Consider the following 24,529-nt stretch of genomic DNA (forward strand, 5'->3'; position numbering starts at 1 on the left):
CCTGCGCGTGGAGACGAGGGGCGGAGGTGTACGCCGCCTGGGGAGCGACCGGTCAACCGGGCCTGAACCAAGCATCGGGGGCCGTGAACAGGAAATAACGTGTTCACGGCCGCGAGGGCGTGTCCATGGCCCCGACGGTTGGCGGAGAAGTCGGGAATTGGGAAGCCGACCGTCGGCGGGAAACCGACGGTCGGCGCTCCGTGGCAACGATGGACCGGCAGAGCACGGCGGCGGAGGAGCCGCGCGTGGACGGGTAGAAGCTGTTAGTCGTACATCTTGTCGAGCAGGTCGGCGTACTGGGTTTCTACGTGTTTGCGTTTGAGTTTGAGGCTGGGGGTCATCTCGCCGGATTCGACGGTGAGGTCGCGGTCGAGGATGGTGAACTTCTTGATGGTTTCCCAGCGGTTCAGGCCGGCGTTGAGCTCGTCGATGTACCCCTGGACCATCGCGCGGGCCGGGTCGGAGCTGACGATCTCGGCGTACGACTTGCCGGCCAGGCCGTTCGCGGCGGCCCAGCCCTGGATCGCTTCCGGGTCCAGGGTGACCAGCGCGCTGACGAAGTTGCGCTTGTTGCCGTGCACAACGAATTGGCCGACGTACGGGCAGATCATCTTGAACCGGCCCTCGATCACCTGCGGGGCGACGTACTTGCCGCCGGAGGTCTTGAAGAGGTCCTTCTTCCGGTCGGTGATGAAGAGGAACTCGTCCTGGAAGTGGCCGATGTCGCCGGTGTGGAACCAGCCGTCGGCGTCGATCACCTCGGCGGTCTGCTCGGGCTGGTTGTGGTAGCCACTCATCACGCCCGGGCCCTTGATGAGGATCTCGCCGTCCTCGGCGATCTTCGCCTCGGTGCCGGGGAAGATCGGGCCGACGCTGCCGAGCCGGTACTGCCCGGGGCGGTTCAGTGACGAGCCGGCCGCGGTCTCGGACAGGCCGTAGCCCTCCAGGATCAGCAGGCCGGCCGCGTGGAACCACTCGGCCAGCTTCTTGTCGAGGGCCGCGGAGCCGGAGACGAAGAACCGGATCCGCCCGCCGAACCTGGCCCGGATCTTGGACAGGACCAGCTTGTCGGCGAGCGCGTACTGGGCGCCCAGCGCACCACCCGGCTCACGACCCTGCTGACGCAGGGCGGAGACCTTGGCGCCAACCCCGAAGGCCCAGTGGAACAGCTTGGCCTTGATCCCGCCCTCGGCCTCCATCATGGTGACGATCCGGGCGTGCGCCTTCTCGAAGATCCGCGGCGCCGCGGCCATGAAGGTGGGCTGGACGACGGCCGCGTTCTCGACGATCTTGTCGATCCGGCCGTCGATCGCGGTGGCGAACCCGATCTGGAACTGTACGGCGAGCAGCACCTGACCGAAGACATGTGACAGCGGCAGCCAGAGGAACTGCAGGTCGTCCGGGCTGAGCACCCGGATCTCCTCCACGGCGGCGCCCTCGTACGTCCAGACCGAGTGTGGCAGCCGGACGCCCTTCGGCCGGCCGGTGGTGCCGGAGGTGTAGATCAGCGTGCACAGGTGATCAGGCTGGATCTGGGCAAGCCGCTCGTCCACGCACGACGGGTGCTCTTTCAGGTACGACGCGCCGAGCTCGTCCAACGCTGACAACGACAGGACCCACGAGGCGTCCTCCGCCGAGGGTTCGCCGTCGATCAGGACGACCTTCTGCAGCGAGGGCGTCTCGGACCGGTGCTCACGCAGCTTGTCCAGCTGGGTCGCGTCCTCGGCGAACACAACCTGTACGTCGGCGTCCGCCACGATGAACGCGACGTCGGTGGCCATCGTGGTCGGGTAGATCGTGGTCGTCGCGGCGGCCGCGAGTACGGCGGCCAAATAGCACTCGACCCACTCCATCCGGGTGCTCGACGCGACCGCGACGCGCTGCTCGGGCTGAACGCCGAGGGCGACCAGGCCGGCAGCCCGGCGGCGCGCCAGTTCGTCGAGCTCCCGCCAGCTGGCGGATTTCCACTCGTCCCCTGACGGGTAGCGGAAGGCCTCGCGCGACGGGGTCGCGGCGACCCGGTCGAGGAACATCATGGCCATGTTCTCTTTGCGATTGCTGAGCAGCGCGAGCTGGCCCTCATCGGCGACTGGCTTCATCTCTGGCCTCCATCGGGGGTCAAGTAACCGGAGGGTAATGGCAAGTGGGCACGGCTGACTATGCCCCTCGCTCGCAGGCCCCCACCTTCTCCATCACGTTTCCGCAACGCGCACCTACGGCCAGTGGTCTCTGTCTCACTGTCAGTTCTACCCCTCGGCCCGGGCGCGCCGTCAACCGCCGCGCCGAAGCTACTCCAGCGTACGTCGGACCACGTCCGCGTCGGGGGTCCATCGCCTGGAGGATGTCCAGTGCCTCGGGACTCAGAAAGGTTTCCGCACCACGAGGCGCTGGATGGTCTTTCCCGAGCTTGCGCTGGTGACTTCCTCGTCGAGAAGACACTCGGCATCACCGAGCGCGTCCTTGACCACCGCGGCATCGACCGCCGCATAGAGCCGGCCGGCGTCGTCACGCTGATCCGTTGCTGACACGCGCCAGGTCAGGTAGAGCACACCGCCCGGCGTCAGGATGTCGACCAGACGTCGTACGGCGGCCGGGACCGTCGCGGGCTCGAGATGCATGAGGACCGTCTCGCACAGCACGTTGACGAAGCTTCCCGCTGCGACATCGTCGAGCGAAGGCAACGCCGCCGGACGGAACTCGACCTCCGGATGCCGGCGTTCAGCCTCCGCGCGCAGACCATCGGACGGCTCGAATCCGACCGTCGGGAAACCGTTCGCGGTCAGCCAGGCCGCGTCGCGTCCGCTGCCGCAGCCCACGTCCGCGGTCGGCCCGGAGGTGAAGTACCTGCGGACGAGCTCCTGGAGGTCCGTGCCGGCGGGCTGGGTCTCCCAGTCCTCGGCGTACTCGACGGCGCCGCTGTCATAGGCCTGCATGGTCCCGGTATCCATGCAGGCATCGTGCTGCACCTACTCTCTCGATGTCAACCTTCTTGACATCGAGATAAGTCAGCGCTGGGCGAGGAGTTCTGCGATCTGCACCGCGTTGAGGGCGGCGCCCTTGCGGAGGTTGTCGTTGGAGATGAAGAGGGCGAGGCCGCGGTTGTCCGGGACCGACTGGTCCTGGCGGATGCGACCGACGTACGACGGGTCCTGACCGGCTGCGAGCAGCGGCGTCGGGAGGTCGGCCAAGGCGACACCCGGAGCGTCGGCGAGCAGCTCGGTCGCGCGCTCCGGCGTGATCGGCGCGGCGAACTCGGCGTGGATGCTCAACGAGTGACCGGTGAAGACCGGGACCCGGACACAGGTACCGGCGACGGGCAGGTCCGGGAGGTGCAGGATCTTGCGGCTCTCGTTCCGCAGCTTCTGCTCCTCGTCGGTCTCACCGGTGCCGTCGGCAACGATCGAGCCGGCCAGCGGGAGCACGTTGAACGCGATCGGCCCGGCGTACACCTTCGGCTCGGGCAGCGCGACACCGTCAGTACCGCGGGCCAGCCGGCCACCGGTCTCGACCAGGGCGCGAGCCTGATCCTCGAGCTCGCTGACACCCGCGCCGCCGGACCCTGACACGGCCTGGTACGTCGCGGCGATCAACCGGGTGAGGGTCGCCTCGCGGTGCAGCGGAGCGAGTACCGGCATCGCGGCCATGGTGGTGCAGTTCGGGTTGGCGACGATGCCCTTCGGCAGATTCTCGAGGTCGCCGGGGTTCACCTCGGAGACGACCAAGGGTACGTCGGGATCCATCCGCCAGGCCGACGAGTTGTCGACCACCACGGCCCCCGCGGCGGCCACCTTCGGCGCGAACTCCCTGGACGCCGTCTTCCCGTTCGAGAACAGGGCCAGGTCGAGCCCGGTGAAGTCAGCGGTGGCGGAGTCCTCGACGACGATCTCGGTGTCGCCGAACGGGAGCTTCGTCCCGGCCGAGCGCGCGGACGCGAAGTACCGGATCTCGCCCACCGGGAACTTCCGCTCGACGAGCAGCTCCCGCATGACGCTACCGACCTGACCTGTGGCTCCGAACACTCCTACTCGCATGCTGTGCACCCTAATAGCTCAGCCCTCGCGGAGCCGCCGAGTTTCAGCATGCGGCGGCCTGGCCTCGCTGGGGCGGAAGAGAGGCCAGGCCGCGGTCCAGCCCGTCAGGCGTCGGCAACCAGGACGCCGCCGTTGGCCACGTCGGTGGTCTCGATCTCGGTGAAGACGATGCGGACGGACTCGCGTTTGGCGTTCAGGATCGAGATCGCGGACTCGGTCACGGCGGCGACGAACTCGCGGCGCTGGTCGAGGGTGCGGCCGGACAGGAGCTCGACGGTGATGTTCGGCATAGAAGTCACTCCAGGTCAGTAGTTCTGTGTCACGGGACAGTGTTCCAGGAATCAGCCGACCGCGGCCGCCCGTCTCGCCGCGACCTCGTCGGTCTCGTCGGGGTCGCTGTTCAGCGAGTTGACCAGCTCGTCGACCTCCGGGCGGCGTTCCGGCAGGAGCAGGCCGAGACCGACGTACACCAGCAAGGAAGTTGCCAAGGGCAACGCGACGACCAGGGTGGTGTCGGTGGACTCGACACCCCACTTGACGATCGCCCAGACCACCGACCGGCAGGCCGTGATCTCGCCGAGCTGGTCGATCCACTCCGGCGCGGGCACCTCGTCGTACAGCTTCGTCTGGGCGATGGCCGGCGAGAACCAGGCGTTCACCGACATGGACGGCGTCGACGTACGGGACCTGCGGTGACGGCTGACCAGTTCAGCCTGCGCGGACGTACGGCGCTCGTCACCGGAGCCCGGCGGGGTATCGGCGCGGCGATCGCGGCCGGGTACGCCGCAGCCGGCGCCGAACTGATCCTGATGGCCCGGGACGCCGCACTCGAAGACACCCTCGAGGCGATCAAGCAGAGCGGCGGCGAGGCAACCATGGTCGTCGCCGACTTCGCCGACCCGGCCGCGGTCGAGGCGACGGCCATCGAACTGGCCCGGTCGAGACGAATCGACATCCTGGTCAACAACGCCGGCACGATCCGGCGCGCGCCGGCGGCCGAGACCACGACCGCCGACTGGCAGCACGTGATCGACGTGAACCTCAACTCCACCTGGGCGGTCACCCGGCCGATCGGCGCGGCGATGGTCGAGCGGGGCTCCGGTGCGGTCGTCACGATCGCCTCGCTGCTGAGTTTCCAGGGCGGGATCAATTCCGGCCTACACTGCGAGCAAGCACGCGGTCGCGGGGCTGACCCGGGCGCTGGCCAACGAATGGGGTCCGGCCGGAGTCCGGGTGAACGCGATCGCGCCCGGATACATCAGCACCGACAACACCACCGACCTGCGCGCGGACCCCCGTCGCGAAGCGGCCATCCGGGAACGCATCCCGGCCGGCTGCTGGGGGCGGCCGGCCGACGTGGTCGGCGCCGCGGTCTTCCTGGCCTCGGCGGCGGCCGGGTACGTGAACGGTCACGTGCTTGCGGTCGACGGTGGCTGGCTGGCCAGATAGAAGTGGCAGGATGACCGACATGAGTTCGCCCTCGGCCATCGACAAGACGCTGATGGTGCTGGACGCCGTCCTGGAACACTCGCGGTTCACCGACGTCGTCAACGCGACCGGTCTGGCCAAGTCGACCGTGCACCGGATCATGGCGTCCCTGGTCGAGCACGAGTTCGTCGCGCAGGCCGAGGACGGTTCGTACCACCCGGGCCCGAAGGCGCTGCGGCTGGCCGGTCACGCACTCACCAATGTCGACCTCGTCACGGTCGCTCGCCCGGTGCTCGCCGACCTGGTCGCTCAGACCAGGTGCACTGTGCATGTCGGTCTGCTGAACGGCGACGAGGCGATCTACGTCGCCCGACTCGACGGCCCGAAGCCGTACCGGATGCCATCACGCGTGGGCAAGGCCTTCTGGCTGCACTGCACCGGCATCGGCAAGGCACTGCTCGCGGAGAAGGACGACGAGGCGCTCGACGCTCACATCACCCGAACGGGTCTGCCGGCTCGCACGCCGCTGACGCATACAACCGCGGCCGCGTTGAAGGCCGATCTGGCCCAGGTACGGGCCCGCGGGTACGCGCTGGACGACGAGGAGAACGAGCCGGGCATCCGCTGCGTCGCCGCCGTCATCCACGACCACACCGGCGCCGCGATCGCCGCTGTCAGCATCTCCACGCTGTCCCTGGAGCAGTCGATCGCACAGGTCGCCCTGATGGCACCCGCCGCGATCGAGGCCGCCCGCAAGATCTCCGCGGCATTGGGCTACCGCGAACCCACCAACTGACCGAGTTGGGTACGACGGGCCGCGGCCCAGCGGACGACGGGGACGAACAGCGCCCCGATCACCGCGAACCAGACGCCGAGGATGATCCAGCCCGGGACGCCGAGGCCCAGTGGGAGGAGGGCGAGGACGGTCGGCGCGACCATCGTGCTGACGGACATGCTGGTGTTCCAGACGCCTTGGTACTGGCCCTGCGCGTGGTCGGCGGCGAGGTCGAAGCCGAGGAGGAACGAGCCCGACGACTGCAGCAACTCCCCCAACACCTGTACCAGAGCGCCGACCGCCAGCAACGCGACCGCGACTATCGCATCACCAGCCGATGCGGACGCGAACAACACCATCGATGCCATCAGCAACAGCCCGGCGGTCCTGGTCGCCCGTGCCGCCGTCGTCGGATCGGCCACACCTCGGGATGAGCGCACCTGGAAGAGCGCGACGACCATGGTGTTGATGATCATCACCAACGCGACCGTCCAGCGCGGCGCATCGGTGTGATCGACCACCCACAGCGGGATCGCGACGTCCAGTACGGCGTAGTGGATCGACATCCCCGCGTTGAGTGCGGCCACCGCGAGGTACCCGCGATCGCGCAGCGCGACCCACACCGGTCCCTCGTCGGTCCTCGGCTGCGGCGCGACCCGTGGGATGGCCAGTACGACGCATGCAGCGACGACACTCAGTACGGCGTCCAGCACGAACATCGCGCGGTACGCCGTACTGGTGTCGAAGTGCAAGGCGAACGCACCGATCCCGGCGCCGGCCATGATGCCGATGTTGGTGACCGCCCGCAGATAGGCACGAGCCGCGACCCGATCCGCCCCTTGGGTGATCGCGGCGATCAACGCTGCCCGCACGGCGCCCGCGCCCCGGTCGATCACGGTGAGCACGATGGAGACGACGAGGAACTGCCAGAACGTCTGCACGAGCAGGTAAAGCAGACTCACGCCGCAGATCATGAGGCTGAGTACGACGAACAACGTGCGCGGACCACGTCGGTCGGCCAGATGTCCCATCGGCACCGCCGACAACAGACCGAACAGCCCTGCGACAGTGAGCCCAAGGCCGACCTGCGCGATGCTGAGCCCGATGATCCGGTTGAAGTACAGCACGCTGACCGTCATCAGCAGCCCGCTGCCAACCCGGCTCAGCAGGGTGGCGAGAGCGAGCGGCCGCAGTGGACCAGGTGCCGGCAGCAGGCCCCTCACGAGCGGGCGGCGACGCGGTGAGCCAGGGCGGTCATCTCGTCAGCGAGATCGACGCCGGAGTTGAGCATCTGGCGCATCCGGGCCGGGTCCGGGGCGCCGAAGATCTCGCCGACGGTGACCTCGTGGGCGGGGCGATGGACGATCTCGATCGGGTCGCCGGCGGCGACTGCGCCGGTCTTGAGCACCTTCAGGTAGGCGCCCGGCCGGCCCTCGCGGTGGAAGCGCTTGATCCAGCCGTCGAGCTGCATCCGGTGCTGGAACGTGACACACGGCGTCCGCGGATACCGGACGATCACCTCGACCTCCGGACCGATCCGCCAGACCTCACCGATCAGCGCACCGGTGATGTCGAGCCCCTCGGTGCGCAGGTTCTCACCGAACAACCCAGCCGGGATATCCCGATCGAGGTCGGCCGCCCACCACCGTGCGTCCTCCTCGGCGTACGCGTAGAGCGCCTTGTCCGGACCCCCGTGGTTCTTGGTGTCACACACCGAGTCGCCGGCCAGCCCCAACTCGCCGACCCCCACCCGCCCCGGCTGTGGACGCTTGTCGATGGCGGTGAGTCCGGTCTCCTTGGGACCCGGGATCAGATCTTCCACCACATTCACCGTCAGCAGCCGCATGTCCCTATCATCGGTTGATTCGGGCCACGGCACTACTGAGTTTTTCAGTCCTGGATGGCCTTCACGATCGCGATGTTTCGGGTCAGCCAGTCCTGCGGCAGGGACTCGTCGGTGCCGGCGTCGTCCAGCGTCCACAAGACGTTCAGCATCTGCCGGACGATCACCCAGTCGCGGGCGCGCTCCTCGTCCAGCCCGGCGGCGTCGATCGCGGCGTAGAACCGCTGCCGGACCGCGAACCGAAGGTCGCCGGAGGCAACGACCTCGTCCCAGCGGTTCCAGATCAGCGGCGCGACCTCGTAGTGCGGGTCGCCGGACAGCGGCTTGGGATCGATCACCAGCCAGGGTTCGCGGACGCCGGCGAGCACGTTGAAGTAGTGCAGGTCGGTGTGGATCAGCCTGCCGTCACACGCCGGGTCGGTGCTGAAGTCCTCGGCGAGCGCGATCGCCTGCTCGACGTAGCGATGCGGGACCGGTGCCGACGCGGGCAGCTGCCGGAACCGCTCGACCCATCGCTTCAGCTCGCCGGACAGTGTTCGGTACTGCGGACCGGCCGGGACGTGCAGTCGTTTGTAGGCTGCGCCGACGATCTCGCACGCCTCGATCGCGTCGATCGTGGTCAGGTCGCGCGGCTCCAACCGCTCCAGCAGCAAGGCGAACCGGCGCGGATCCGCGCGCAGCAGCTGGACCGCGCCGTTCCCACCCCAGTCGCGGAGCGCGAGGTGCTCGGTCTCCGCCTCCCAGTGCGGGAACTGCACCTTGAGCACGGCCGGCTGCCCGTCCGCCGTCGTCACCGGCACGACCAAGGCGCAGTTGCCGTACGACGTCGTACCGTCGACCGTCAGACTCCACTCGTCGACGAGTTCCCGGGTCAGCCGCGGCAACCGGTCCAGCCAGTCCGCCCAGTCCTGACCCCGCGACGCGACGACCAGGAAGTCCGCTGGGATCTCGACCGGCACTACTCCTCGGCCCTCACTACTTCTTGGCTTTTTCCGACGTTTCCGTCGTACGGAGCGCGGCGATGAAGGCTTCCTGCGGGACCTCGACCCGGCCGACCATCTTCATCCGCTTCTTGCCTTCCTTCTGCTTCTCCAGCAGCTTGCGCTTGCGGGTGATGTCACCGCCGTAGCACTTGGCCAGCACGTCCTTGCGGATCGCGCGAATCGACTCGCGGGCGATGATGCGGGACCCGATCGCGGCCTGGATCGGCACCTCGAACTGCTGCCTGGGGATCAGCTCCTTCAGCTTGCCGGCCAGCGCGACGCCGTACGAGTAGGCGTTGTCGCGGTGCACGATCGCCGAGAACGCGTCGACCTGCTCGCCCTGCAGCAGGATGTCCACCTTGACCAGCGCCGCGGCCTGCTCACCGGTCGGCTCGTAGTCGAGCGAGGCGTAGCCCTTCGTCTTGGACTTCAGCTGATCGAAGAAGTCGAAGACGATCTCGGCCAGCGGCAGCGTGTAGCGGAGCTCGACCCGGTCCTCGGACAGGTACTCCATGCCCTGCAGGTTGCCCCGCTTGGCCTGGCACAGCTCCATGATCACGCCGATGAAGTCCTTCGGGCTCAGGATCGTCGCCTTCACCACCGGCTCGTAGATCTCGGCGATCTTGCCTTCCGGGAACTCACTCGGGTTGGTGACGACATACTCCTTGCCGTCCTCCATCTCGACCCGGTAGACGACGTTCGGCGCGGTCGAGATCAGGTCAAGGTCGAACTCACGCTCGAGCCGCTCCCGGACGATCTCCATGTGCAGCAGGCCGAGGAAGCCGCAGCGGAACCCGAACCCGAGCGCACCCGAGGTCTCCGGCTCGTACTGCAGGGCCGCGTCGTTCAGCTGCAGCCTCTCCAGCGCGTCACGAAGCGTCGGGTAGTCGTCACCGTCGATCGGGAACAACCCGGAGTACACCATCGGCTGAGGATGCTTGTAGCCGCCGAGCGGCTCGGTCGCGCCGCGCACGGCCGCGGTGACGGTGTCGCCGACCCGGGACTGGCGGACGTCCTTCACCCCGGTGATCAGGTAGCCGACCTCGCCGACCCCGATACTCGGCGACTTCATCGGCTCCGGCGAGATCACTCCGACCTCGAGCATCTCGTGCACCGCGCCGGTCGACATCATCTTGATCCGGTCCCGATGGGTCAGCTCGCCGTCGACCACCCGGACGTAGGTGACCACGCCGCGGTAGGTGTCGTAGACCGAGTCGAAGATCAGCGCCCGCGGCGGTGCGTCCTTGACACCCTTCGGCGGCTCGACCTGCGCGACGATCTCGCTCAGCAGCTCCTCGACGCCTTCACCCGTCTTCGCCGACACCTTCAGTACGTCGGACGCGTCGCAGCCGATGATGTGCGCGAGCTCGGCGGCGTACTTCTCCGGCTGGGCGCTGGGCAGGTCGATCTTGTTCAGCACCGGGATGATGTGCAGGTCCGCGTTCAGCGCCAGGTAGAGGTTCGCCAGCGTCTGCGCCTCGATCCCCTGCGCCGCGTCGACCAGCAGCACCGCACCCTCACACGCCTCCAGCGACCGCGACACCTCGTAGGTGAAGTCGACGTGACCGGGCGTGTCGATCATGTTCAGGATGTACGTCGTACCGTCCGGGGCGAGCAGACCGCCCGGGGAGTCGGGCTTCGGCGCGAACGGCAGCCGGACCGCCTGCGACTTGATCGTGATGCCGCGTTCCCGCTCGATGTCCATCCGGTCGAGGTACTGGGCCCGCATCGAGCGGTCGTCGACCACCCCGGTGATCTGCAGCATCCGGTCGGCCAGCGTCGACTTGCCGTGGTCGATGTGGGCGATGATGCAGAAGTTCCGGATCAGCGACGGGTCGGTACGACCCGGCTGCGGCACGGTCGTGGGGCCAACGGGCACGGAGGGGATCCAGTTCGTCTCGGTCTTTGCGGTTCTTGCTGGTCAACCGGTCAATCATCCCATGCGGGGCCAACGGAACTGAAAATCCCGGGCGGCCCGGGCGCTGGGGACCTACCGTTGGGACGCATGGCGCATGCTGCTGGGGTCCGGTTGCCCTTCGAGGAGGTGCCCGCTCGGGTGCGGGCGTGGGCGGAACGTGCGCTGGGGTCGGTGATCGTCTCCGCCGCGACCCAGCAGGGCGGCTTCTCCCCCGGCGTCGCCGCCCGCGTGGTGACCGCCTCCGGCCGCCGCGCCTTCGTCAAGGCCGTCGGTACGTCGCTCAACCCGGACACTCCCACGTTGTTCCGCAACGAGATCGCCGCCATGCGGGGCGGCGGGCAACTCCCCCAGACCCCTGTCTTGTACGACGTCTACGACGACGGCGACTGGGTCGTCCTCCTCCTCGAGGACATCGAAGGGCGGTTGCCGCCCCACCCGTGGCTCCACGAGGAGGCCGTACGCGTGCTGGACGCTCTTGCCGAGCTGACCGCCGCGCTCGACCCGTCGCCGTGGCCGACCGCGCCGGTCGCCGCAGTCCGGAGTCAGTCCTTTCTGAGCCGGTGGGACAACGTGATCGCCGACGGGCTCGACGTACCGGAGTGGGTGGCGGGCCGTGAGGAGGAGATGGCTCAGCTGGCCCGGACCGGGCTGGACGCGTTGGCCGCGGGTAAGGCTCTGGCGCACTGGGATCTGCGCGCCGACAACGTCATCCTGACCGAGGACCGCGTGGTGTTCATCGACTGGGCGCACGCGGCGCTGGCGCCGGCTTGGGCGGACAGGGTGATCCTGCAGGCGGACATGCGCGAGTCGGTGACGCTGCCCGAGCTGCCGGACGATGTGGGCATCACCGGCTTCCTGGCCGCCATCGCGGGCGGTCTGTGGTGGGGCGCGGCTCAGCCCGACCCACCCGGCCTACCGACGATCCGCGCCTGGCAGCGCCGGCACGCACTCATCCACCTCGATTGGGTGCGCGAACGGCTGACATAGCCGCCGGGCAACCCGGGGTGCCGACGTACCGGGCAACCGGGTTTCTGTGCGTGGCTCGGGGGCGGTGTGTCATCCACCCCAGCCGGGCTACACCTCCCGCGGAGCCACACCGACTCTTCCCCCAAAAACCATCCAGACGCGACGAACCCAATCCCACCGGGATGCAGCGTTCTGGGAGGATACGCGTCTCTGGGGGTGTGACGAATCCAATGGTGAGCATCAGCGGCCCGCACCGGGCTCTGGCGCCGGACGACGCGCGGACAGCCGTGTCGGAGCTATACCAGCGGCACTGGGCCGGACTGGTCCGCCTGGCCGTGCTGGTGATGGACGACCGGCAAGCGGCGGAAGACGTCGTACAGGAGGCCTTCGCCGACCTGTACCGGCACTGGCCGCTGCGGGACTCCGGCAAGGCGCTGGGGTATCTGCGCACAGCCGTCCTCAACCGCAGCCGCTCGGTCCTGCGCCGCCGCAAGGTCGCCCGGCTCCACACCCCACCCCACGAGGCGCCGAACGTGTCCGCCGAGAGCTCGGCCGTACTCGGCGAAGACCGCTTGCAGGTTCGGCAGGCGCTGCGTGCCCTTCCCACCCGGACCCGTGCGGTCCTCGTACTGCGCTACTACTTCGACCTCCCGTTCGCCGAGATCGCCGAGAACCTCGGGATCAGCGAATCCACCGCCCGGTCCACCTCCTCGCGCGGGATCGCGACCCTGACCGACAGGCTGAAGGAACTCCGATGAACGACACCGAGACCCGCCTGCGCGACTACCTGCAGGCCACCGCCGCCACCGTCCCCGACAACGCCCCTGGCCTCGACCTCGAGACGGACGGCCCCGCCCACCGCCGTCGCTGGCCCGTGATCCTCGCCGCCGCGGCCATCGCCGCAGTCCTCGTGCTCGCAGCGTCGTTCCTGACCCGCCTCTCACCCACCCAGCCCGACCCCGCCGGCCCACCTGGACCGGTGTCGGGCGAGGCTCCGCGGATTCCGTACACGGTGACGGAGAACCGCGTGACCACGCTGCACGACGGCGAGCAGCAGGTCCGCGTCAAATTCCGGTCGGATGGCTACTTCCGCGGCCGGGTAGGCGGTGGCTGGCTGGCGCTCGAGATGCCGGAAAACCGGATCACGCAGGCCGGCATTCTCCTGCCGAACGGCTCCTTCCGGCCGATCGGCCCGCCTCGCGGGACGGGGCCGGTGCCATCACCTGACGGCAGCAAGGTCGTGCTGGTGGCTCGCCGGGCCGACCAGAAGGGCCGTCTCGTGGTCATCGACGTGCGGACCGGCCGGGAGCTTGCGAGCACCCCGGTGCAGGCGAGAGTGCCGCTCGTGATGGGCTGGAACAAGGCCGGCATCTGGATGAGGCACGACGAGACGAACAAACCCCAACTGCTCGTCTGGCAGCCAGGATCGGGCCAGCCGCAGCCCGTCTCCGCGCCCGCCTTCGACGGTGCGTTGGCGGTCCCTGGCGCCGCCGACAACGTCGTCCTGTCGACCAGGGCCGGTCAGAACCGCTGTCTGAAGGCCGGGATGCTGCGTGGAACGAACGTCGAGGTCCAGCGGGAGTACTGCGACCAGGGCGTAGCGCAGCTGTACCCGGTGCTGTCGCCCGACGGTCGGACCATGATCCACAGCCTGCAGAAGGTCGCGATCGACGTCGGCACCGGGAAGGTGACCAAGCTCCAACTGCCGGATCAGATGCTGGACTGGCCGGAGCCGGTCTTCGAGGACGCGACGCACCTGCTGGCGCTCACCCAACCCGAGGACGGCATAGGACAAATCCCCCGGGAGCTCTACCGCTGTGACGTCGCCACGGGTGCGTGCACGCTGCTGGTGAAGGACGCAGCCAACATCACCTTGCAGCAGCCCTGACATGGTGCGAGGGCGGCCGCCCGACTGGCGGCCGCCCTCGGTTGTGTGTTGCTACGCGTCCACTCGGACGACGGTCGAGCCGGAGCCGTCGGCGCCGTCGGTGTACTGCAGGCGACCCAGGTACCGGGTGCCGGCGGTCAGGCCGGTCCACGAGGCTGTCACGTTCGTCTGACCAGCTGCCTGGACCGACTGGGTCGCCGGGGTGACAGTGAGGTTGCCCTCGGCGTTGAGCAGCTCCCAGTGGTTGAGCTTCACCGCCTGGCCGTTGGCTCCGGCGAACAGGTCGACGTACACGTCGTACGACCCTCCAGCCGGTGCCGGGAGGTTGACCTCCTCCTCGGCGGATCCACCCGCGCTGCTGCCCAGCAGAGTCGTCGTACCGCTCCGGTAGACGAAGACGTCGAGATCCGTGCCCGCTGGGTAGTCCGCGTCGAACGTCGAGAACCGGGCGTGCTTCGTGCCGGCCGGGACGTTCACGGTGAACTTCGCGACGTGGTCGTTGGCCGCCGGGTTCGTGGTCGGGAACGAGACGCCACCCGGGCTCTTCAGCGCGGCCTCAGCCACCGTCGCAGCCGTCAGACCGACCGCGCTGGTGTTGAGTGTGCCGGAGTACCCGGCCGTGATCGGCACCTGTACGGATCCCGCGGTGCCGGTCCCCTTGACCTCCACCGGTGCCTTGACCGTCAGCGGCTTGATGGCCACCGTGCTGGTCACCGCGTGCTCGCTGGACTTCCAGGTCAGCTTGCCGAACGAGTACTGCTCCAGCGGCGCGCCGGTGTTCTCGATGGTGACCTTGTACGTCGCCGTACGGCCGGGCAGCGTGATCAGGATCCGCGGCGAGACGGTCACCTTGAAGCCCTTCAGCCCCTCGACCGTCGGGAAGTAGATCTCCGGCAGCTTGCCGACGTTGCGGACGGTCCGGGTGACGGTCTGCTTACCGGCCAGGTCGCCGACCGCGATCGTCGGGTAGTTCAGGTCGCTCGGGTCGATCTTGCCGTTCGCGCACAGCTCGTGGGTCGCGGGGACCTGACCGGAGCCGCAGACGAACTTGGTCCAGTCCTCGTACGACGAGTCGTAGACCAGGCCCGGGTCCATCGCGTTCTTGGGCTGCACCAGGCCGGCGCCGTACCCGAACGGGGTGGCCGGCGAGCCGGAGTCGTTCTGGATCGGCTTGCCACTGGTGTCCTTGTCGGTACCGGTGGTGAGCAGCGCGGACTTGATCGCCATCGGGGACCAGTTCGGGTACTTGCTCTTCAGCACGGCGGCGGCACCGGCGATGTGCGGCGCGGCCATCGACGTACCACTCATGAACGCGTACTCGCCACCAGCCGCGCTGAACGCGGTCGTCGCGGCCAGGACATTGGTGCCCGGGGCCATCACGTCGGGCTTCAGCAGGTCGCCGTTACCGGCCAGGGACGGACCGCGGCTGGACGAACTGGCGACCTTCGGCGCGGTCACGCGGACCGGCGTACCGGCGCTGATCGCGGCGGTCGGGTTCGCGGTGCCGCCGACGTAGGCCTTGATCGCGGGCGCGGCGACGTGGTCGAGGTGCACGCTCGGGACCGAGTGCAGGTCCGAGTCCAGGGTGCCCGGGGTGATGTTGACCAGGATCATGCCGACACCGCCGGCGTTCTTGACCTGCAGGCTCTTGTCGACCCGGGCGTTCCCGCCGCGGTCGCAGACCACGATCTTGCCGGTGACCTTGGCCGGGTCGAGGGTGCCCGGCATACACAGAACGAGGTTGGCCGGGTTCGCGCCGGCGAGACCGGCGTCCTTGGCCAGGACGACCGGAGAGCTCGGGACGCCGGAACCGATACCGGCGCCGGTGTAGGACGTGCCGTCGCCGAGCGTCACCGTCGTCTGCACGTCACGGTCATGGGTGCCGTTGGCAACCGTCGTCACCCACGGGTAGTTCTTGCCGACCGTGCTGACACCTGGACCGGTGTTGCCGGCACTGGTGGCGACGAACACGCCCGCCCGGGCCGCCCGCAGGAAGGCGAGGCCGGTGGCGTTCACGAAGGTCGAGCCGGAGCCGGAGATCGAGTAGTTCAGTACGTCAACGCCGTCGGCGACCGCGGCGTCGATACCGGCCACGATGTCCGCGTCGGTACCGCTGCCGCCACCGCTCTGGTCGACGGCCCACAGCACCTTGTAGATCGCCAGCCGGGCGTGCGGGGCGATACCGGAGCCCTTGCCGTAGTCGCGGCCCATGACGCTCATCTCGACGCCGTGGTTGCCGCCCGCCGTGCTGGCCGTGTGGGTGCCGTGGCCGCCGTAGTCACGCGGCGACTTGAACTCCTCCGGGATCGGCCGGGTGCCGATGCCCTTGTCGAAGTACCGGGCGCCGATCACCTTGTTGTTGCAGGCAACGGGCGCCTCCTCGCCGGTCTGGCAGGTGCCCTTCCACTTCTTCGCGACCAGCGCGTCCGACTGCTTCGTGGTCTTGATCGGCGCGAAGCTGGCCCGCTCCGGGACGTAGCCGGAGTCGAGTACGCCGATGATGACGCCGTCGCCGGCCTTGTCGATACCGCCGGCCTGCTGCCAGGCGCCACCCTTGCCGGACAGCCCGAGGAACCGCGGCGTGTCGACGGTGTCCGCGTGCGCCAGCTCGCTCGGCTCGACGCTCTTCACACCGGACGACTTGGCCAGCTTGACGGCTTCGTCGTACGACATCTGCGCGGAGAAACCGGCGTACGTGTAGCTGTAGTCGTACAGCTTCTTCACGCCGGGCGCCTGGGCGAGGACGTCCTGGCGCTCGCGTGCGAGGTGCTGGACGTAGCCGACGACCTGGCTGGCGGTCTTGACCAGCTTGGCTCCGGGCACGACGCGGGTGGCCGGCAGGCCGGCGATGTCGCCGCCGTACTCGGCCACCGGGGCGTCGTCGAGCTGGACGATGTAGGCGCCGGTCGACGACTCCTTGACCTCCGGCGTCCGCTGCGCTTGCGGCTCCTCGGCCTGCAGTGCGTCGGCGGCACGCGCCGCGAACGGAAGACCCGCCAGCGACGCGACAAGCGCGGTGGCGACAATGATCGGGGTACGGCGGGGCACGGAGTTCCTCCAGGGCTTGGACGGCGCGATGGTGGAGCTTGGTCTCGCAGCTTGAACCGGTGACAACCACCCGCACACACCCCCTGCGGTCTTGTCACGCGGGCCCGAGTATGCCGGTGCCGACGACCGATGTCACGCTCAGCAGACCCCGTGTCAGCCCACATCAAGGGAAACCCCTATGCCCCACCTGAGTGAGTCCGTCACCGTGTCAGCCCCGGCCCTGGCGGTCTACGACCTGGTCAGCAACCTGCCCCGGATGGGTGAGTGGAGCCCGGAGTGCACCCGGGTGACCTGGTCCTCGCGTACGCCGGGTCCCGCGACCGGAGCACGCTTCGTGGGGCACAACCGGGTGGGGGCGGTCCGCTGGTTCACGTTCGGCCGGGTGGTGGACGCCGTACCGGGGCAGGTCTTCGCGTTCGAGATCCGCTTCGGCCCGATCCCGGTCTCCCTCTGGTCGTACACCTTCAAGCCGGTTGACTCCGGGTGCGAGGTCACCGAATCCTGGATCGATCACCGGCCGTCGGTTCTCCGGCTGTTGTTCCGCCCTCTCTTCGGCGACCGGACCCGGCGGAACGTGGACGGGATCCACACCACGCTCAGGCGGCTGAAATCCGCCGCCGAGGCTGGTTGACCTGGGTGCCTGGCCGCACGGCGTCGGTTTGGAGATGGGTGCGGCTTGTTGGTAATCTGACTGTTCGCGCCCCCACGGGTGGTAATCAGCCGTGTGCGCGACACCTTTCCTGTACTGACCGCATACACCTGATCGAGGCTCTGCTCCGTGGCGAACATCAAGTCCCAGATCAAGCGCAACCGCCAGAACGAGGCTGCGCGACTTCGCAACAAGTCGGTGAAGTCGACCCTCAAGACGGCTGTTCGCCGCTTCCGCGAGGCCGCCGAGGCCGGCGACGTCGCGAAGGCGCAGGAGAACGCCCGCGTGGCCGGCCGCCTGCTCGACAAGGCCGCCAGCAAGGGCGTCATCCACGCCAACCAGGCCGCCAACCGGAAGTCGTCCATCTTCAAGAAGGCTGCTTCCCTCTAAGACAACGCCAAACGATCGGCCGCCCTCGGGCAGGCCGATCGTTTTTGCGTACCCAAACCCAGCTGGCCGCCCCCGCCCAGCTGGGTTTTCGTCTGCCTCGGGCCGGATCTTCTGACGTCGGCCTGCGGCCGGGGGGTTGAGGCGTACGGCGTACTTGCTCGGCGGCGCTTGCTCAGCGGCGGCCGTGGGCTCGGCTGACGGTGATGACCATCCGTTCGAGGGCGTAGCCGGCGTCGCCGGAGGCGCCCTTCACGTCGGCGTCGGCCTGGGCGACTGCCTTGATCGCGGTTGCCAGGCCCCCGGGCGTCCAGCCGCGGGACTGCTGCTTCAGCTGCTTCAGCTTCCACGGCGGTACGCCGACCTCGCGAGCCAGATCGGCCTCCCGCAGGCCGCTCGGCGCGCTCGAGTACTTCGCGAGCCCGCGCAGCCCACCTGCCATCGCGCTGGTCACGAGTACGGGCGCCACTCCGCAGTCCAGCGCCCAGCGCAACTGCTCCAGGGCCGGCTCCGTCCGTCCCGCGATCGCCGCGTCCGCGACCGCGAAACTCGTCACCTCCGCGCGTCCGCCGAAGTACCGACCGATCAACTCGGCCGTGACCGGCTGGCCCCCCGAGTCCGACACCAGCTGCGAACACGCCCCCGACAGCGCGCGCAGGTCATGCCCAACCGCGTCGACCAGCGCCGACGCCGCCCGCTCGTCCACGCTCCCGCCGTGCAACCGGATCTCGCCCGCCACGAACTGCGGCAACTCCCACGTCTTGGGCGCGGTCGCGACGACCTCGTTGACGGATGCCTTCCGCAACTTGTCGAGAACGGCCTTGCCCTTCTGCCCGCCCGAATGCACCAGCACGGCCAGTACGTCCTCCGACGGCGCGCCGGCGTACTCGATCAAGTGCGGTGCCATCTCGGACGGCAGGTTCTCCAGCGCGCGCAGCACGAGCACCCGCTCACTCGCGAACAACGAAGGTCCGGTCAACTCCGCGAAATCCCCGACATCCAGCGTCGCCGCGTCGACCTCGGTCACCTCGACCTCGGCACTCCCCTTCGACACCGCCGCGATCGCCGACCGCACCGCCCGATCCGCCAAGAACGACTCGGCCCCGGTCACCAGCAGCACATCGCCCAACTTCGGCGCAGAACCCCTACGAGCAGCCACCCCGCCACCCTCCCACACCCCACCGACAACCCACCCCCAACCCCGGCGCACGGCTCCCGGCGGCCAAGCCGAGAGCACCGTCCCAGCCGAGGCCGTCATCTTCACGGTCGCTTCAACGTGACGATGCTTGGTGGGTGGTCGTGAGGGTCAACTGATTGTCGGGGTTGGTGATGGTGAGCGAGCCGTTAATGAGGGTCGTGACGGTCCGGGTGGATTGGTGTGAGAGCAGGGTGAGGGTTCTGGGGGCGGGGTGGCCGTAGTCGTTGTCGCGGCCGGCGGAGATGAGGGCCAACCGGGGGTTGGTGGCGGCGATGAAGGCGGGATCTTGTTGGGCCGAGCCGTGATGCGGGACCTTGAGGATGTCGGCACGGAGGTCCACGCCGGTGGCGAGGATCGCGCGTTGGGATTCAGGTTCCAGGTCACCGGTGAGGAGGATCCGCAGGCCGGAGAGCTCGACCATCATGGTGATGCTCGCGTTGTTCTCCGGGGATCCCTCGTCGGTGGATGTTGCGGAGGACGTGCCGGGCGGCGGCAACCCGGGAACGCGGGCCGGCCACAGCGTGGTCCAACTGAGCGACCCGACCACGCGCTTCTCCTGGTACGTCACCGTGCGCACGCTGGTGCCGTGATGCGACGCGAGGTCGACGACCCGCTCGTGCTCGGCGCGCGGCGAGAAGTACGGCGTCACCTCGATCTCGTCCACCCGCCGACCCTTGAGTACGCCGGCCAGTCCGCCGACATGATCAGCGTGGAAGTGGCTGAGCACGAGGACGGGGATGTACTCGACCCCAAGATCCCGCAGACACCGATCCATCGCGGCCGGATCAGGACCCGTGTCGACGACAACGGCCGCATCGTCGCCTGCTCGCAGTACCAAGCCATCTCCTTGCCCTACATCACACATCACGAAGAGCCAGTCGTCGGGCGGCCAGCCGATTCGACCAACGGGACGCAGTACGACGACTGCCAGCACAACCACCGCGAGCACCATCGCGATCGGGCGAGCCAAGATGCGATGCAGCCCGAACACGAGCACGACGCAGAGCACGGTCAGTACGGCGACCCCGACCGCGGTCGCCGGCCAAGCGTTCGCGGCGCCGGGAAGATCCGCACCTTCGCGAGCGATCAGGATGATCCAGCGAGCCGGCCAACCCGCAGCCCAGCCGACCAGCTGCGCCACCTCCGTGCTCACCAGGGCCACACCGGCCGCGGTGAACCCGAGGATCGTCGCGGGACCGACCGCCGGTCCCGCGAGCAGATTGGCGCCGACGGCAACCAACGACACCTCACCGGACAGCCACGCCACGACCGGAGTACACGCGAGCTGAGCGGCCAGCGGACAGGAGATCGCGTCGGCGAGCCACCTCGGCAACCACTTGGCGAGGGCGTCCCGCCACCCAGGGGCGAGCAGCACGATGCCTGCGGTCGCGAGCACGGACAACGCGAACCCGGCGGACCTCGCGAGCGACGTGTCGAGGAGAAGCAAGCCGATGACCGCGAACGACAGACTGCGTACGGCGCGGCGGCTCCCTCCACCGCTCGTCATCGCCGCCAGCGCGATCAGCCCCATCGCGGCCGCACGCAGGACGCTCGGCTGAGGTCTGGCCAGGATCACGAACACGACAACCGTCATCAGACCGATGGCCGTCAGACCCCGAGCGCGTACGCCGACCAGCCGCGCCACCGGGAGTACGAACGCCAGCAACAGAGTCAGGTTGGTACCAGACACCGCGGACAGGTGAGTCAGACCGGTCGTCTGAAAGTCCTCGGTGAGATCGGCGGGCAGCCCGGATTCGTCACCCATGACCAGCGCGGGCACGAGGCCACGTACGTCGTCGGATTGGTCGGCGACCGATTCACGGAGACCGGCGCGCACCTGCTCGGCCGCGCGCAACCACCACGGTGGTTCGTCAACGATTCGGGGAGCCGAGCGGATCGAGAGCATCGCGGCGACATCGGATCCGCGTTCGACCGCCTCGAGCCGACCGCTCGCGTCGACCCGCTGCCCGTACCGGACCTGTTGCCACTGCGTCGGCCCGATCACGAACACCGGCGTACGCACCCGGGTCACTGTCCCCCGCGCACGCACCTCCTCGATCGTCGCTTTCACCACCACGTACGGCGGCCGCCGGGTGCCCGGACTTCGTCGGACCGACGGATCGCCGTCGACTTTCAGCCTCACGCCGACAGTCGCGCTCTCGGCTGCCAGCCCGGTCACCGGCCCGGCGCGCAGACTCTCCGCCTGTAGCCCCGCCGCCACGCCCATCCCGGCGACCACGACCAATACCCCGACCGCAGCCCACCCGACCTGCGCTCGAGCGGAGCCGCGCACAAATAGAGCAAGCGCGCAGGCGAGGGCGAGCGCGACGGCTCCCGTGAGGATGCCGACGACCGGGCGGTGAGCGACCAGGAGAACCGCGGCCAGCCAACCCGCGGCAGCCGGTACCAGCAGTCGTGCGTCGAGTGGCTCGCGGTTCTCCGGGGTCTGCTCGCTGGTGGCTGAGTCAGACGCGGACATGGGGTTTGAGGGAGTCGAACTTCTTGGGACCTACGCCGGGGACCTCCTGGAGTTGATCGATGGTGGTGAAGGGACCGTTCTGGGTCCGATAGTCGAGGATGCGCTGGGCCAGGACCGGACCGACGCCGGGGAGCGCGTCGAGTTGGCCGAGCGTTGCCGTGTTGAGGTTGACGGGCGACCCGGCGGGTGCGGTGGATGGGTTGGGCGTGGTGCCTGGTGCTGTAGGTGTCGTGCCGGGTGGCGCGGGTTGGCCGACGAGGATCTGCTCGCCGTCGGTGACCTGGCGGGCGAGGTTGAGGGTGGTGAGGTCGACGCCCGGGAGCGGACCACCGGCGAGGGTGAGTACGTCGGCGACGCGGGATCCGGCGGGCGCGCGGACCAGGCCGGGACGGCGTACCTTGCCCGCGACGTGGACGACCACGGTCCCCGTCGCCGGACCTGGGGTGCCCGGTGATGGTTGACCTCCTGCGCCAGGCGAAGGTGGGACGCCGCTCGAAGGGCAGGGCTGGCCGCTGGGGCACGGCTGGGTGACGGGCGCGCCGGACGTGAGGGTGGTAGGTGGGCGCGCGTCGGGGAGGGTCTCGGGACGGGCTCGGAAAACCGACCACGCAGCCCAAGCCAGGCCGATGGCCAGTACGGCGGCCAGGACCACGACGTGGCGTGGTGACAGGGTCCAGCGGGCACCACGTAGTCGCTCGGTTTCGGGGATCCATCCACCTCGCACCTCCTCATCACGCTCCTCCAGTTCTCCGTCGGTTCCGTCGTGCCGAGCCGCGCCGGCGGCAAGACGTGCCAGCGCACGCTCCCGCGCACCCGGGTCGGGCGCGGCGGCACGGCGGAAGACCTTCACGCCAGAGAACGTACGAGTCTGCCGACCCGTCGGAGAGAGAAGTTCGGAGGCTGTGGAAAACCCGGGGGCTGGATGTCAGCGGGGGGCTATGACGACGGCGAGGAGGCCGGGGCCTACGTGGGCGCCTATGACGGCGCCTACTTCGCGGAGGACGATGTCGTTCGCCTGGGGTAGGCGGTCGGCCAGACCGTCGGCGAGGGTCTGAGCTTTTTCGAGGTTGTCGAGGTGGTGGACGGCGACCTCGACGGGGCCGGAGCCGGCGCGCTGGACGGCGATGTCGGCCAGGCGGGCGATGGCGCGGCTCGACGTGCGGACCTTCTCCAAGGGAACGATCCGTCCGCTGCTGATCGTCAGCAGCGGTTTGACGGCGAGCGCCGTACCGAGGAGGGCCTGGGCGGCGCCGATGCGGCCGCCGCGGCGGAGGTACTCGAGCGTGTCGACGTAGAAGTACGCCGAGATCGACGCCATCCGGACGCGGGCGGCGGCCTCGACGGCGGCCTGGTCCTCCCCCGCGGCGGCAGCTGCAGCCGCGGCCAGGACCGGGAAGCCGAGGCCCATCGCGATGGAGCGGGAGTCGATCACCCGGACCGGGATCGGCGACTCCTTCGCCCCGATCATGGCGGCCTCGACCGTGCCCGACATGTCGCCGGACAGGTGGATCGACACGATCGACTCGGCTCCGGCCGCGGCGCAGGCGGCGTACGTGTCGGCGAAGGTCTGTGGCGCCGGGCGGCTGGTCGAGACCGGCGTGAACGTCTTGAGCGCCTCCGCGACCGTGTCGGCCGAGGTGGCGCCGTCGTCGTACGACGTGCCGCCGATGACGACCTGCACGGGTACGACGGTCAGCGGGAGGCGCAGGACCTCGTGCGTGGACAGACCGGCCGTCGAGTCGGTGACGACGTGCACGCGGGCTGACATGAAGCGAGGTTACCGGACGGTTTTTGTCGGCGCGCGGTGTCAGACTCCGAAAGATGAGGGAGACAGCAGCGGAAGTCACCGAACTGCAGCAGCTCCTCGACGCCGCGTACCAGCGCTCGACGGAGCACCTGCGCAGCATCATCACGGGTCCTCGCCGGCTGGACGCCGAGGCGCTGGTGCGGGTTCTGACCGGCATGCGCACGATCAACCTGGCCACCGTGACCGCGCGGGGCGAGCCGCGGATCAGCGCGGTCGACGGGCACTTCCTGCATGCGCGGTGGGTGTTCAGCACGGCCGGTTCGGCGGCGAAGGCGCGGCATCTGAGGGCCCGGCCCGCGGCCAGCATCTCGTACGTCGACGGCGAACGGATCGGCGTGTTCAGCCACGGCAACGTGGAGTTCCTGACGCCGGAGCACCCGGATTTCGCGGAGATCGAGGCACACCTGACGAAGCACTACGGAAGCTCGCCGTCCAGCTGGGGTGAAGACATCGTGTACTTCCGGCTCCAGCCGTCCTGGATGGTCGGGTACGGCGACCGGGCGGCGCTGCTGGCCGAGGTGGAGAAGGCGGAAGCGGCGAAGAAGGCGAAGCACCGGAGGAAGTAGACCCGGAAAGCCAGCGAGGTGAAGGCCACCCCTCCGGAGCCTTCACCTCGCCCAGCTGACTTCCCCTGTGAGTCAGCTCTTCACTTCACCGCGCCGGCTTCCCCTGTGAGCCGGCGCGTCACCTCACTGCACCGGCTTCCCTGAGCCGACGCTTCACCTCATCGCACCGGCTTCCCCTGTGCGCCGGTGCTTCACCCCATCGCACCGGCTTCCCCTGTGCGCCGGTGCTTCCTGCCGTGCTGACTCCCCCTGGTTGTCAGCCGAGTTCAGTCCTCGCCGAGCTACTCCCCGTGCCGGTCCCGCGAAAGACCGGTCTGACCGCGAGCTCGTCGAGGTCCCGGGAGGCCCCAGCAGCTGACCTCGCCGGCGGATGACCAAACCCACCGGCTTCCCCGTGTCAGCCGGGCCGGCACTCGTCCCCTGTGTCGTGTGCCCGGTCCAGTGCTGGGACCCCTCCCCGGGTGTGGTGCCCTGACGGCGCACGGCACCCGGTTCAGGCAGGACAGATCCACACGAGGCAGCACTCCGGAGCTCTCGACAGCCGATCGGCGCCCCCACCGTCC

21 protein-coding genes and 2 pseudogenes are annotated in these 24,529 nt (G+C 68.9%); 9 read left to right on the forward strand and 14 right to left on the reverse strand.

Going from position 1 to position 24,529, the window contains the following annotated elements; genetic code table 11:
• Positions 1–263: 263 nt before the first annotated feature.
• The 5 genes from AB0F43_RS04575 to AB0F43_RS04595 form a co-directional block, all read right to left on the reverse strand.
• Positions 264–2,099, reverse strand: coding sequence for a long-chain fatty acid--CoA ligase (locus tag AB0F43_RS04575; protein ID WP_360470562.1), 1,836 nt, complete (start codon positions 2,097–2,099; stop codon positions 264–266).
• A gap of 261 nt (positions 2,100–2,360) precedes the next feature.
• On the reverse strand, positions 2,361–2,948 hold the full coding sequence (locus AB0F43_RS04580) for a class I SAM-dependent methyltransferase (protein WP_360470565.1): 588 nt from the start codon (positions 2,946–2,948) through the stop codon (positions 2,361–2,363).
• Positions 2,949–3,005: 57 nt separating this feature from the next.
• The gene (locus AB0F43_RS04585) at positions 3,006–4,040 is read right to left on the reverse strand and encodes an aspartate-semialdehyde dehydrogenase (RefSeq protein ID WP_360470567.1); all 1,035 of its coding nucleotides are present in this window, start codon (positions 4,038–4,040) and stop codon (positions 3,006–3,008) included.
• 95 nt (positions 4,041–4,135) lie between these two features.
• Positions 4,136–4,321 (reverse strand): tautomerase family protein, encoded by a 186-nt coding sequence (locus tag AB0F43_RS04590; protein ID WP_360470570.1) that lies wholly within the window; start codon positions 4,319–4,321, stop codon positions 4,136–4,138.
• Positions 4,322–4,372: 51 nt separating this feature from the next.
• Positions 4,373–4,525, reverse strand: coding sequence for a hypothetical protein (locus AB0F43_RS04595; RefSeq protein ID WP_360470572.1), 153 nt, complete (start codon positions 4,523–4,525; stop codon positions 4,373–4,375).
• A gap of 37 nt (positions 4,526–4,562) precedes the next feature.
• Here AB0F43_RS04595 and AB0F43_RS04600 point away from each other — a divergent pair.
• From AB0F43_RS04600 to AB0F43_RS04610, 3 genes and pseudogenes are all read left to right on the forward strand, one after another.
• Positions 4,563–4,727, forward strand: a pseudogene (locus tag AB0F43_RS04600) (5-dehydro-4-deoxy-D-glucuronate isomerase); the annotation flags it as partial.
• Positions 4,724–5,480, forward strand: a pseudogene (locus AB0F43_RS04605) (SDR family oxidoreductase). The pseudogenes AB0F43_RS04600 and AB0F43_RS04605, both read left to right, overlap by 4 nt.
• Positions 5,481–5,499: 19 nt before the next feature.
• On the forward strand, positions 5,500–6,255 hold the full coding sequence (locus AB0F43_RS04610; RefSeq protein ID WP_360470573.1) for an IclR family transcriptional regulator: 756 nt from the start codon (positions 5,500–5,502) through the stop codon (positions 6,253–6,255).
• Here the strand turns inward: AB0F43_RS04610 and AB0F43_RS04615 are convergent.
• Genes AB0F43_RS04615 through lepA form a run of 4 tightly spaced genes read right to left on the reverse strand, consistent with a single transcriptional unit; the run spans position 6,234 to position 10,939 of the window.
• A complete protein-coding gene (locus AB0F43_RS04615) occupies positions 6,234–7,457 on the reverse strand; it encodes an MFS transporter (protein ID WP_360470576.1) in 1,224 nt (407 codons plus the stop codon). The genes AB0F43_RS04610 and AB0F43_RS04615 overlap by 22 nt on opposite strands.
• Positions 7,454–8,080 (reverse strand): MOSC domain-containing protein, encoded by a 627-nt coding sequence (locus AB0F43_RS04620; RefSeq protein WP_360470578.1) that lies wholly within the window; start codon positions 8,078–8,080, stop codon positions 7,454–7,456. The genes AB0F43_RS04615 and AB0F43_RS04620 overlap by 4 nt, the downstream gene beginning before the upstream one ends.
• Before the next feature lie 44 nt (positions 8,081–8,124).
• Positions 8,125–9,036, reverse strand: coding sequence for an aminoglycoside phosphotransferase family protein (locus AB0F43_RS04625; RefSeq protein ID WP_360470581.1), 912 nt, complete (start codon positions 9,034–9,036; stop codon positions 8,125–8,127).
• 16 nt (positions 9,037–9,052) lie between these two features.
• Positions 9,053–10,939 carry a translation elongation factor 4 gene (gene lepA / locus AB0F43_RS04630; RefSeq protein WP_360470584.1) on the reverse strand — a complete coding sequence of 629 codons (1,887 nt, stop codon included), beginning with the start codon at positions 10,937–10,939 and terminating at the stop codon, positions 9,053–9,055.
• 126 nt (positions 10,940–11,065) lie between these two features.
• On the opposite strand from lepA, the gene AB0F43_RS04635 reads away from it, so the two are divergent.
• The 3 genes from AB0F43_RS04635 (at position 11,066) to AB0F43_RS04645 (ending at position 13,832) form a co-directional block, all read left to right on the forward strand.
• Positions 11,066–11,965 carry a hypothetical protein gene (locus AB0F43_RS04635; protein WP_360470587.1) on the forward strand — a complete coding sequence of 300 codons (900 nt, stop codon included), beginning with the start codon at positions 11,066–11,068 and terminating at the stop codon, positions 11,963–11,965.
• Positions 11,966–12,174: 209 nt separating this feature from the next.
• Positions 12,175–12,702 carry a SigE family RNA polymerase sigma factor gene (locus tag AB0F43_RS04640; RefSeq protein ID WP_360470590.1) on the forward strand — a complete coding sequence of 176 codons (528 nt, stop codon included), beginning with the start codon at positions 12,175–12,177 and terminating at the stop codon, positions 12,700–12,702.
• Positions 12,699–13,832, forward strand: a complete 1,134-nt coding sequence (locus AB0F43_RS04645; protein WP_360470591.1) for a hypothetical protein — start codon at positions 12,699–12,701, stop codon at positions 13,830–13,832. Before AB0F43_RS04640 ends, AB0F43_RS04645 begins: the two co-directional genes overlap by 4 nt.
• Before the next feature lie 51 nt (positions 13,833–13,883).
• Here the strand turns inward: AB0F43_RS04645 and AB0F43_RS04650 are convergent, their stop codons facing one another.
• On the reverse strand, positions 13,884–16,880 hold the full coding sequence (locus AB0F43_RS04650) for a S8 family serine peptidase (protein ID WP_360470594.1): 2,997 nt from the start codon (positions 16,878–16,880) through the stop codon (positions 13,884–13,886).
• 178 nt (positions 16,881–17,058) lie between these two features.
• Here AB0F43_RS04650 and AB0F43_RS04655 point away from each other — a divergent pair, with 178 nt between their 5' ends.
• On the forward strand, positions 17,059–17,511 hold the full coding sequence (locus AB0F43_RS04655; protein WP_360470597.1) for an SRPBCC family protein: 453 nt from the start codon (positions 17,059–17,061) through the stop codon (positions 17,509–17,511).
• 147 nt (positions 17,512–17,658) lie between these two features.
• Positions 17,659–17,919: a 30S ribosomal protein S20 gene (gene rpsT / locus AB0F43_RS04660; protein WP_360470599.1), complete on the forward strand. Its 261-nt coding sequence runs from the start codon at positions 17,659–17,661 to the stop codon at positions 17,917–17,919.
• Positions 17,920–18,091: 172 nt separating this feature from the next.
• On the opposite strand, the gene holA is transcribed toward rpsT, so the two are convergent.
• The 4 genes from holA to AB0F43_RS04680 all read right to left on the reverse strand — a co-directional run bounded on the left by holA (position 18,092) and on the right by AB0F43_RS04680 (position 23,361).
• Entirely contained in the window at positions 18,092–19,075 is a 984-nt protein-coding gene (gene holA, locus AB0F43_RS04665; RefSeq protein WP_360470602.1) for a DNA polymerase III subunit delta, read from the reverse strand.
• A 112-nt stretch (positions 19,076–19,187) separates the two neighbouring features.
• Complete coding sequence (locus AB0F43_RS04670) at positions 19,188–21,593, reverse strand: ComEC/Rec2 family competence protein (RefSeq protein ID WP_360470605.1); 2,406 nt, start codon at positions 21,591–21,593, stop codon at positions 19,188–19,190.
• Positions 21,580–22,443 carry a ComEA family DNA-binding protein gene (locus AB0F43_RS04675; protein ID WP_360470609.1) on the reverse strand — a complete coding sequence of 288 codons (864 nt, stop codon included), beginning with the start codon at positions 22,441–22,443 and terminating at the stop codon, positions 21,580–21,582. Before AB0F43_RS04675 ends, AB0F43_RS04670 begins: the two co-directional genes overlap by 14 nt.
• A gap of 75 nt (positions 22,444–22,518) precedes the next feature.
• Positions 22,519–23,361: a DegV family protein gene (locus AB0F43_RS04680; protein WP_360470611.1), complete on the reverse strand. Its 843-nt coding sequence runs from the start codon at positions 23,359–23,361 to the stop codon at positions 22,519–22,521.
• A 53-nt stretch (positions 23,362–23,414) separates the two neighbouring features.
• Here AB0F43_RS04680 and AB0F43_RS04685 point away from each other — a divergent pair, with 53 nt between their 5' ends.
• Positions 23,415–23,966 carry a pyridoxamine 5'-phosphate oxidase family protein gene (locus AB0F43_RS04685; protein ID WP_360470613.1) on the forward strand — a complete coding sequence of 184 codons (552 nt, stop codon included), beginning with the start codon at positions 23,415–23,417 and terminating at the stop codon, positions 23,964–23,966.
• Positions 23,967–24,529 lie beyond the last annotated feature (563 nt).

It is taken from the genome of Kribbella sp. NPDC023972, assembly GCF_040639075.1.
GTDB lineage: Bacteria > Actinomycetota > Actinomycetes > Propionibacteriales > Kribbellaceae > Kribbella.

Excerpts from the sequence above, each read along its gene's own strand:
- AB0F43_RS04575 (WP_360470562.1), bottom strand. The coding sequence starts at position 2,099 with ATGAAGCCAGTCGCCGATGAGGGCCAGCTCGCGCTGCTCAGCAATCGC.
- AB0F43_RS04580 (WP_360470565.1), bottom strand. The coding sequence starts at position 2,948 with ATGGATACCGGGACCATGCAGGCCTATGACAGCGGCGCCGTCGAGTAC.
- AB0F43_RS04590 (WP_360470570.1), bottom strand. The coding sequence starts at position 4,321 with ATGCCGAACATCACCGTCGAGCTCCTGTCCGGCCGCACCCTCGACCAG.
- AB0F43_RS04610 (WP_360470573.1), top strand. The coding sequence starts at position 5,500 with ATGAGTTCGCCCTCGGCCATCGACAAGACGCTGATGGTGCTGGACGCC.
- AB0F43_RS04620 (WP_360470578.1), bottom strand. The coding sequence starts at position 8,080 with ATGCGGCTGCTGACGGTGAATGTGGTGGAAGATCTGATCCCGGGTCCC.
- AB0F43_RS04635 (WP_360470587.1), top strand. The coding sequence starts at position 11,066 with ATGGCGCATGCTGCTGGGGTCCGGTTGCCCTTCGAGGAGGTGCCCGCT.
- AB0F43_RS04640 (WP_360470590.1), top strand. The coding sequence starts at position 12,175 with ATGGTGAGCATCAGCGGCCCGCACCGGGCTCTGGCGCCGGACGACGCG.
- AB0F43_RS04645 (WP_360470591.1), top strand. The coding sequence starts at position 12,699 with ATGAACGACACCGAGACCCGCCTGCGCGACTACCTGCAGGCCACCGCC.
- AB0F43_RS04655 (WP_360470597.1), top strand. The coding sequence starts at position 17,059 with ATGCCCCACCTGAGTGAGTCCGTCACCGTGTCAGCCCCGGCCCTGGCG.
- AB0F43_RS04670 (WP_360470605.1), bottom strand. The coding sequence starts at position 21,593 with ATGTCCGCGTCTGACTCAGCCACCAGCGAGCAGACCCCGGAGAACCGC.
- AB0F43_RS04680 (WP_360470611.1), bottom strand. The coding sequence starts at position 23,361 with ATGTCAGCCCGCGTGCACGTCGTCACCGACTCGACGGCCGGTCTGTCC.
- AB0F43_RS04685 (WP_360470613.1), top strand. The coding sequence starts at position 23,415 with ATGAGGGAGACAGCAGCGGAAGTCACCGAACTGCAGCAGCTCCTCGAC.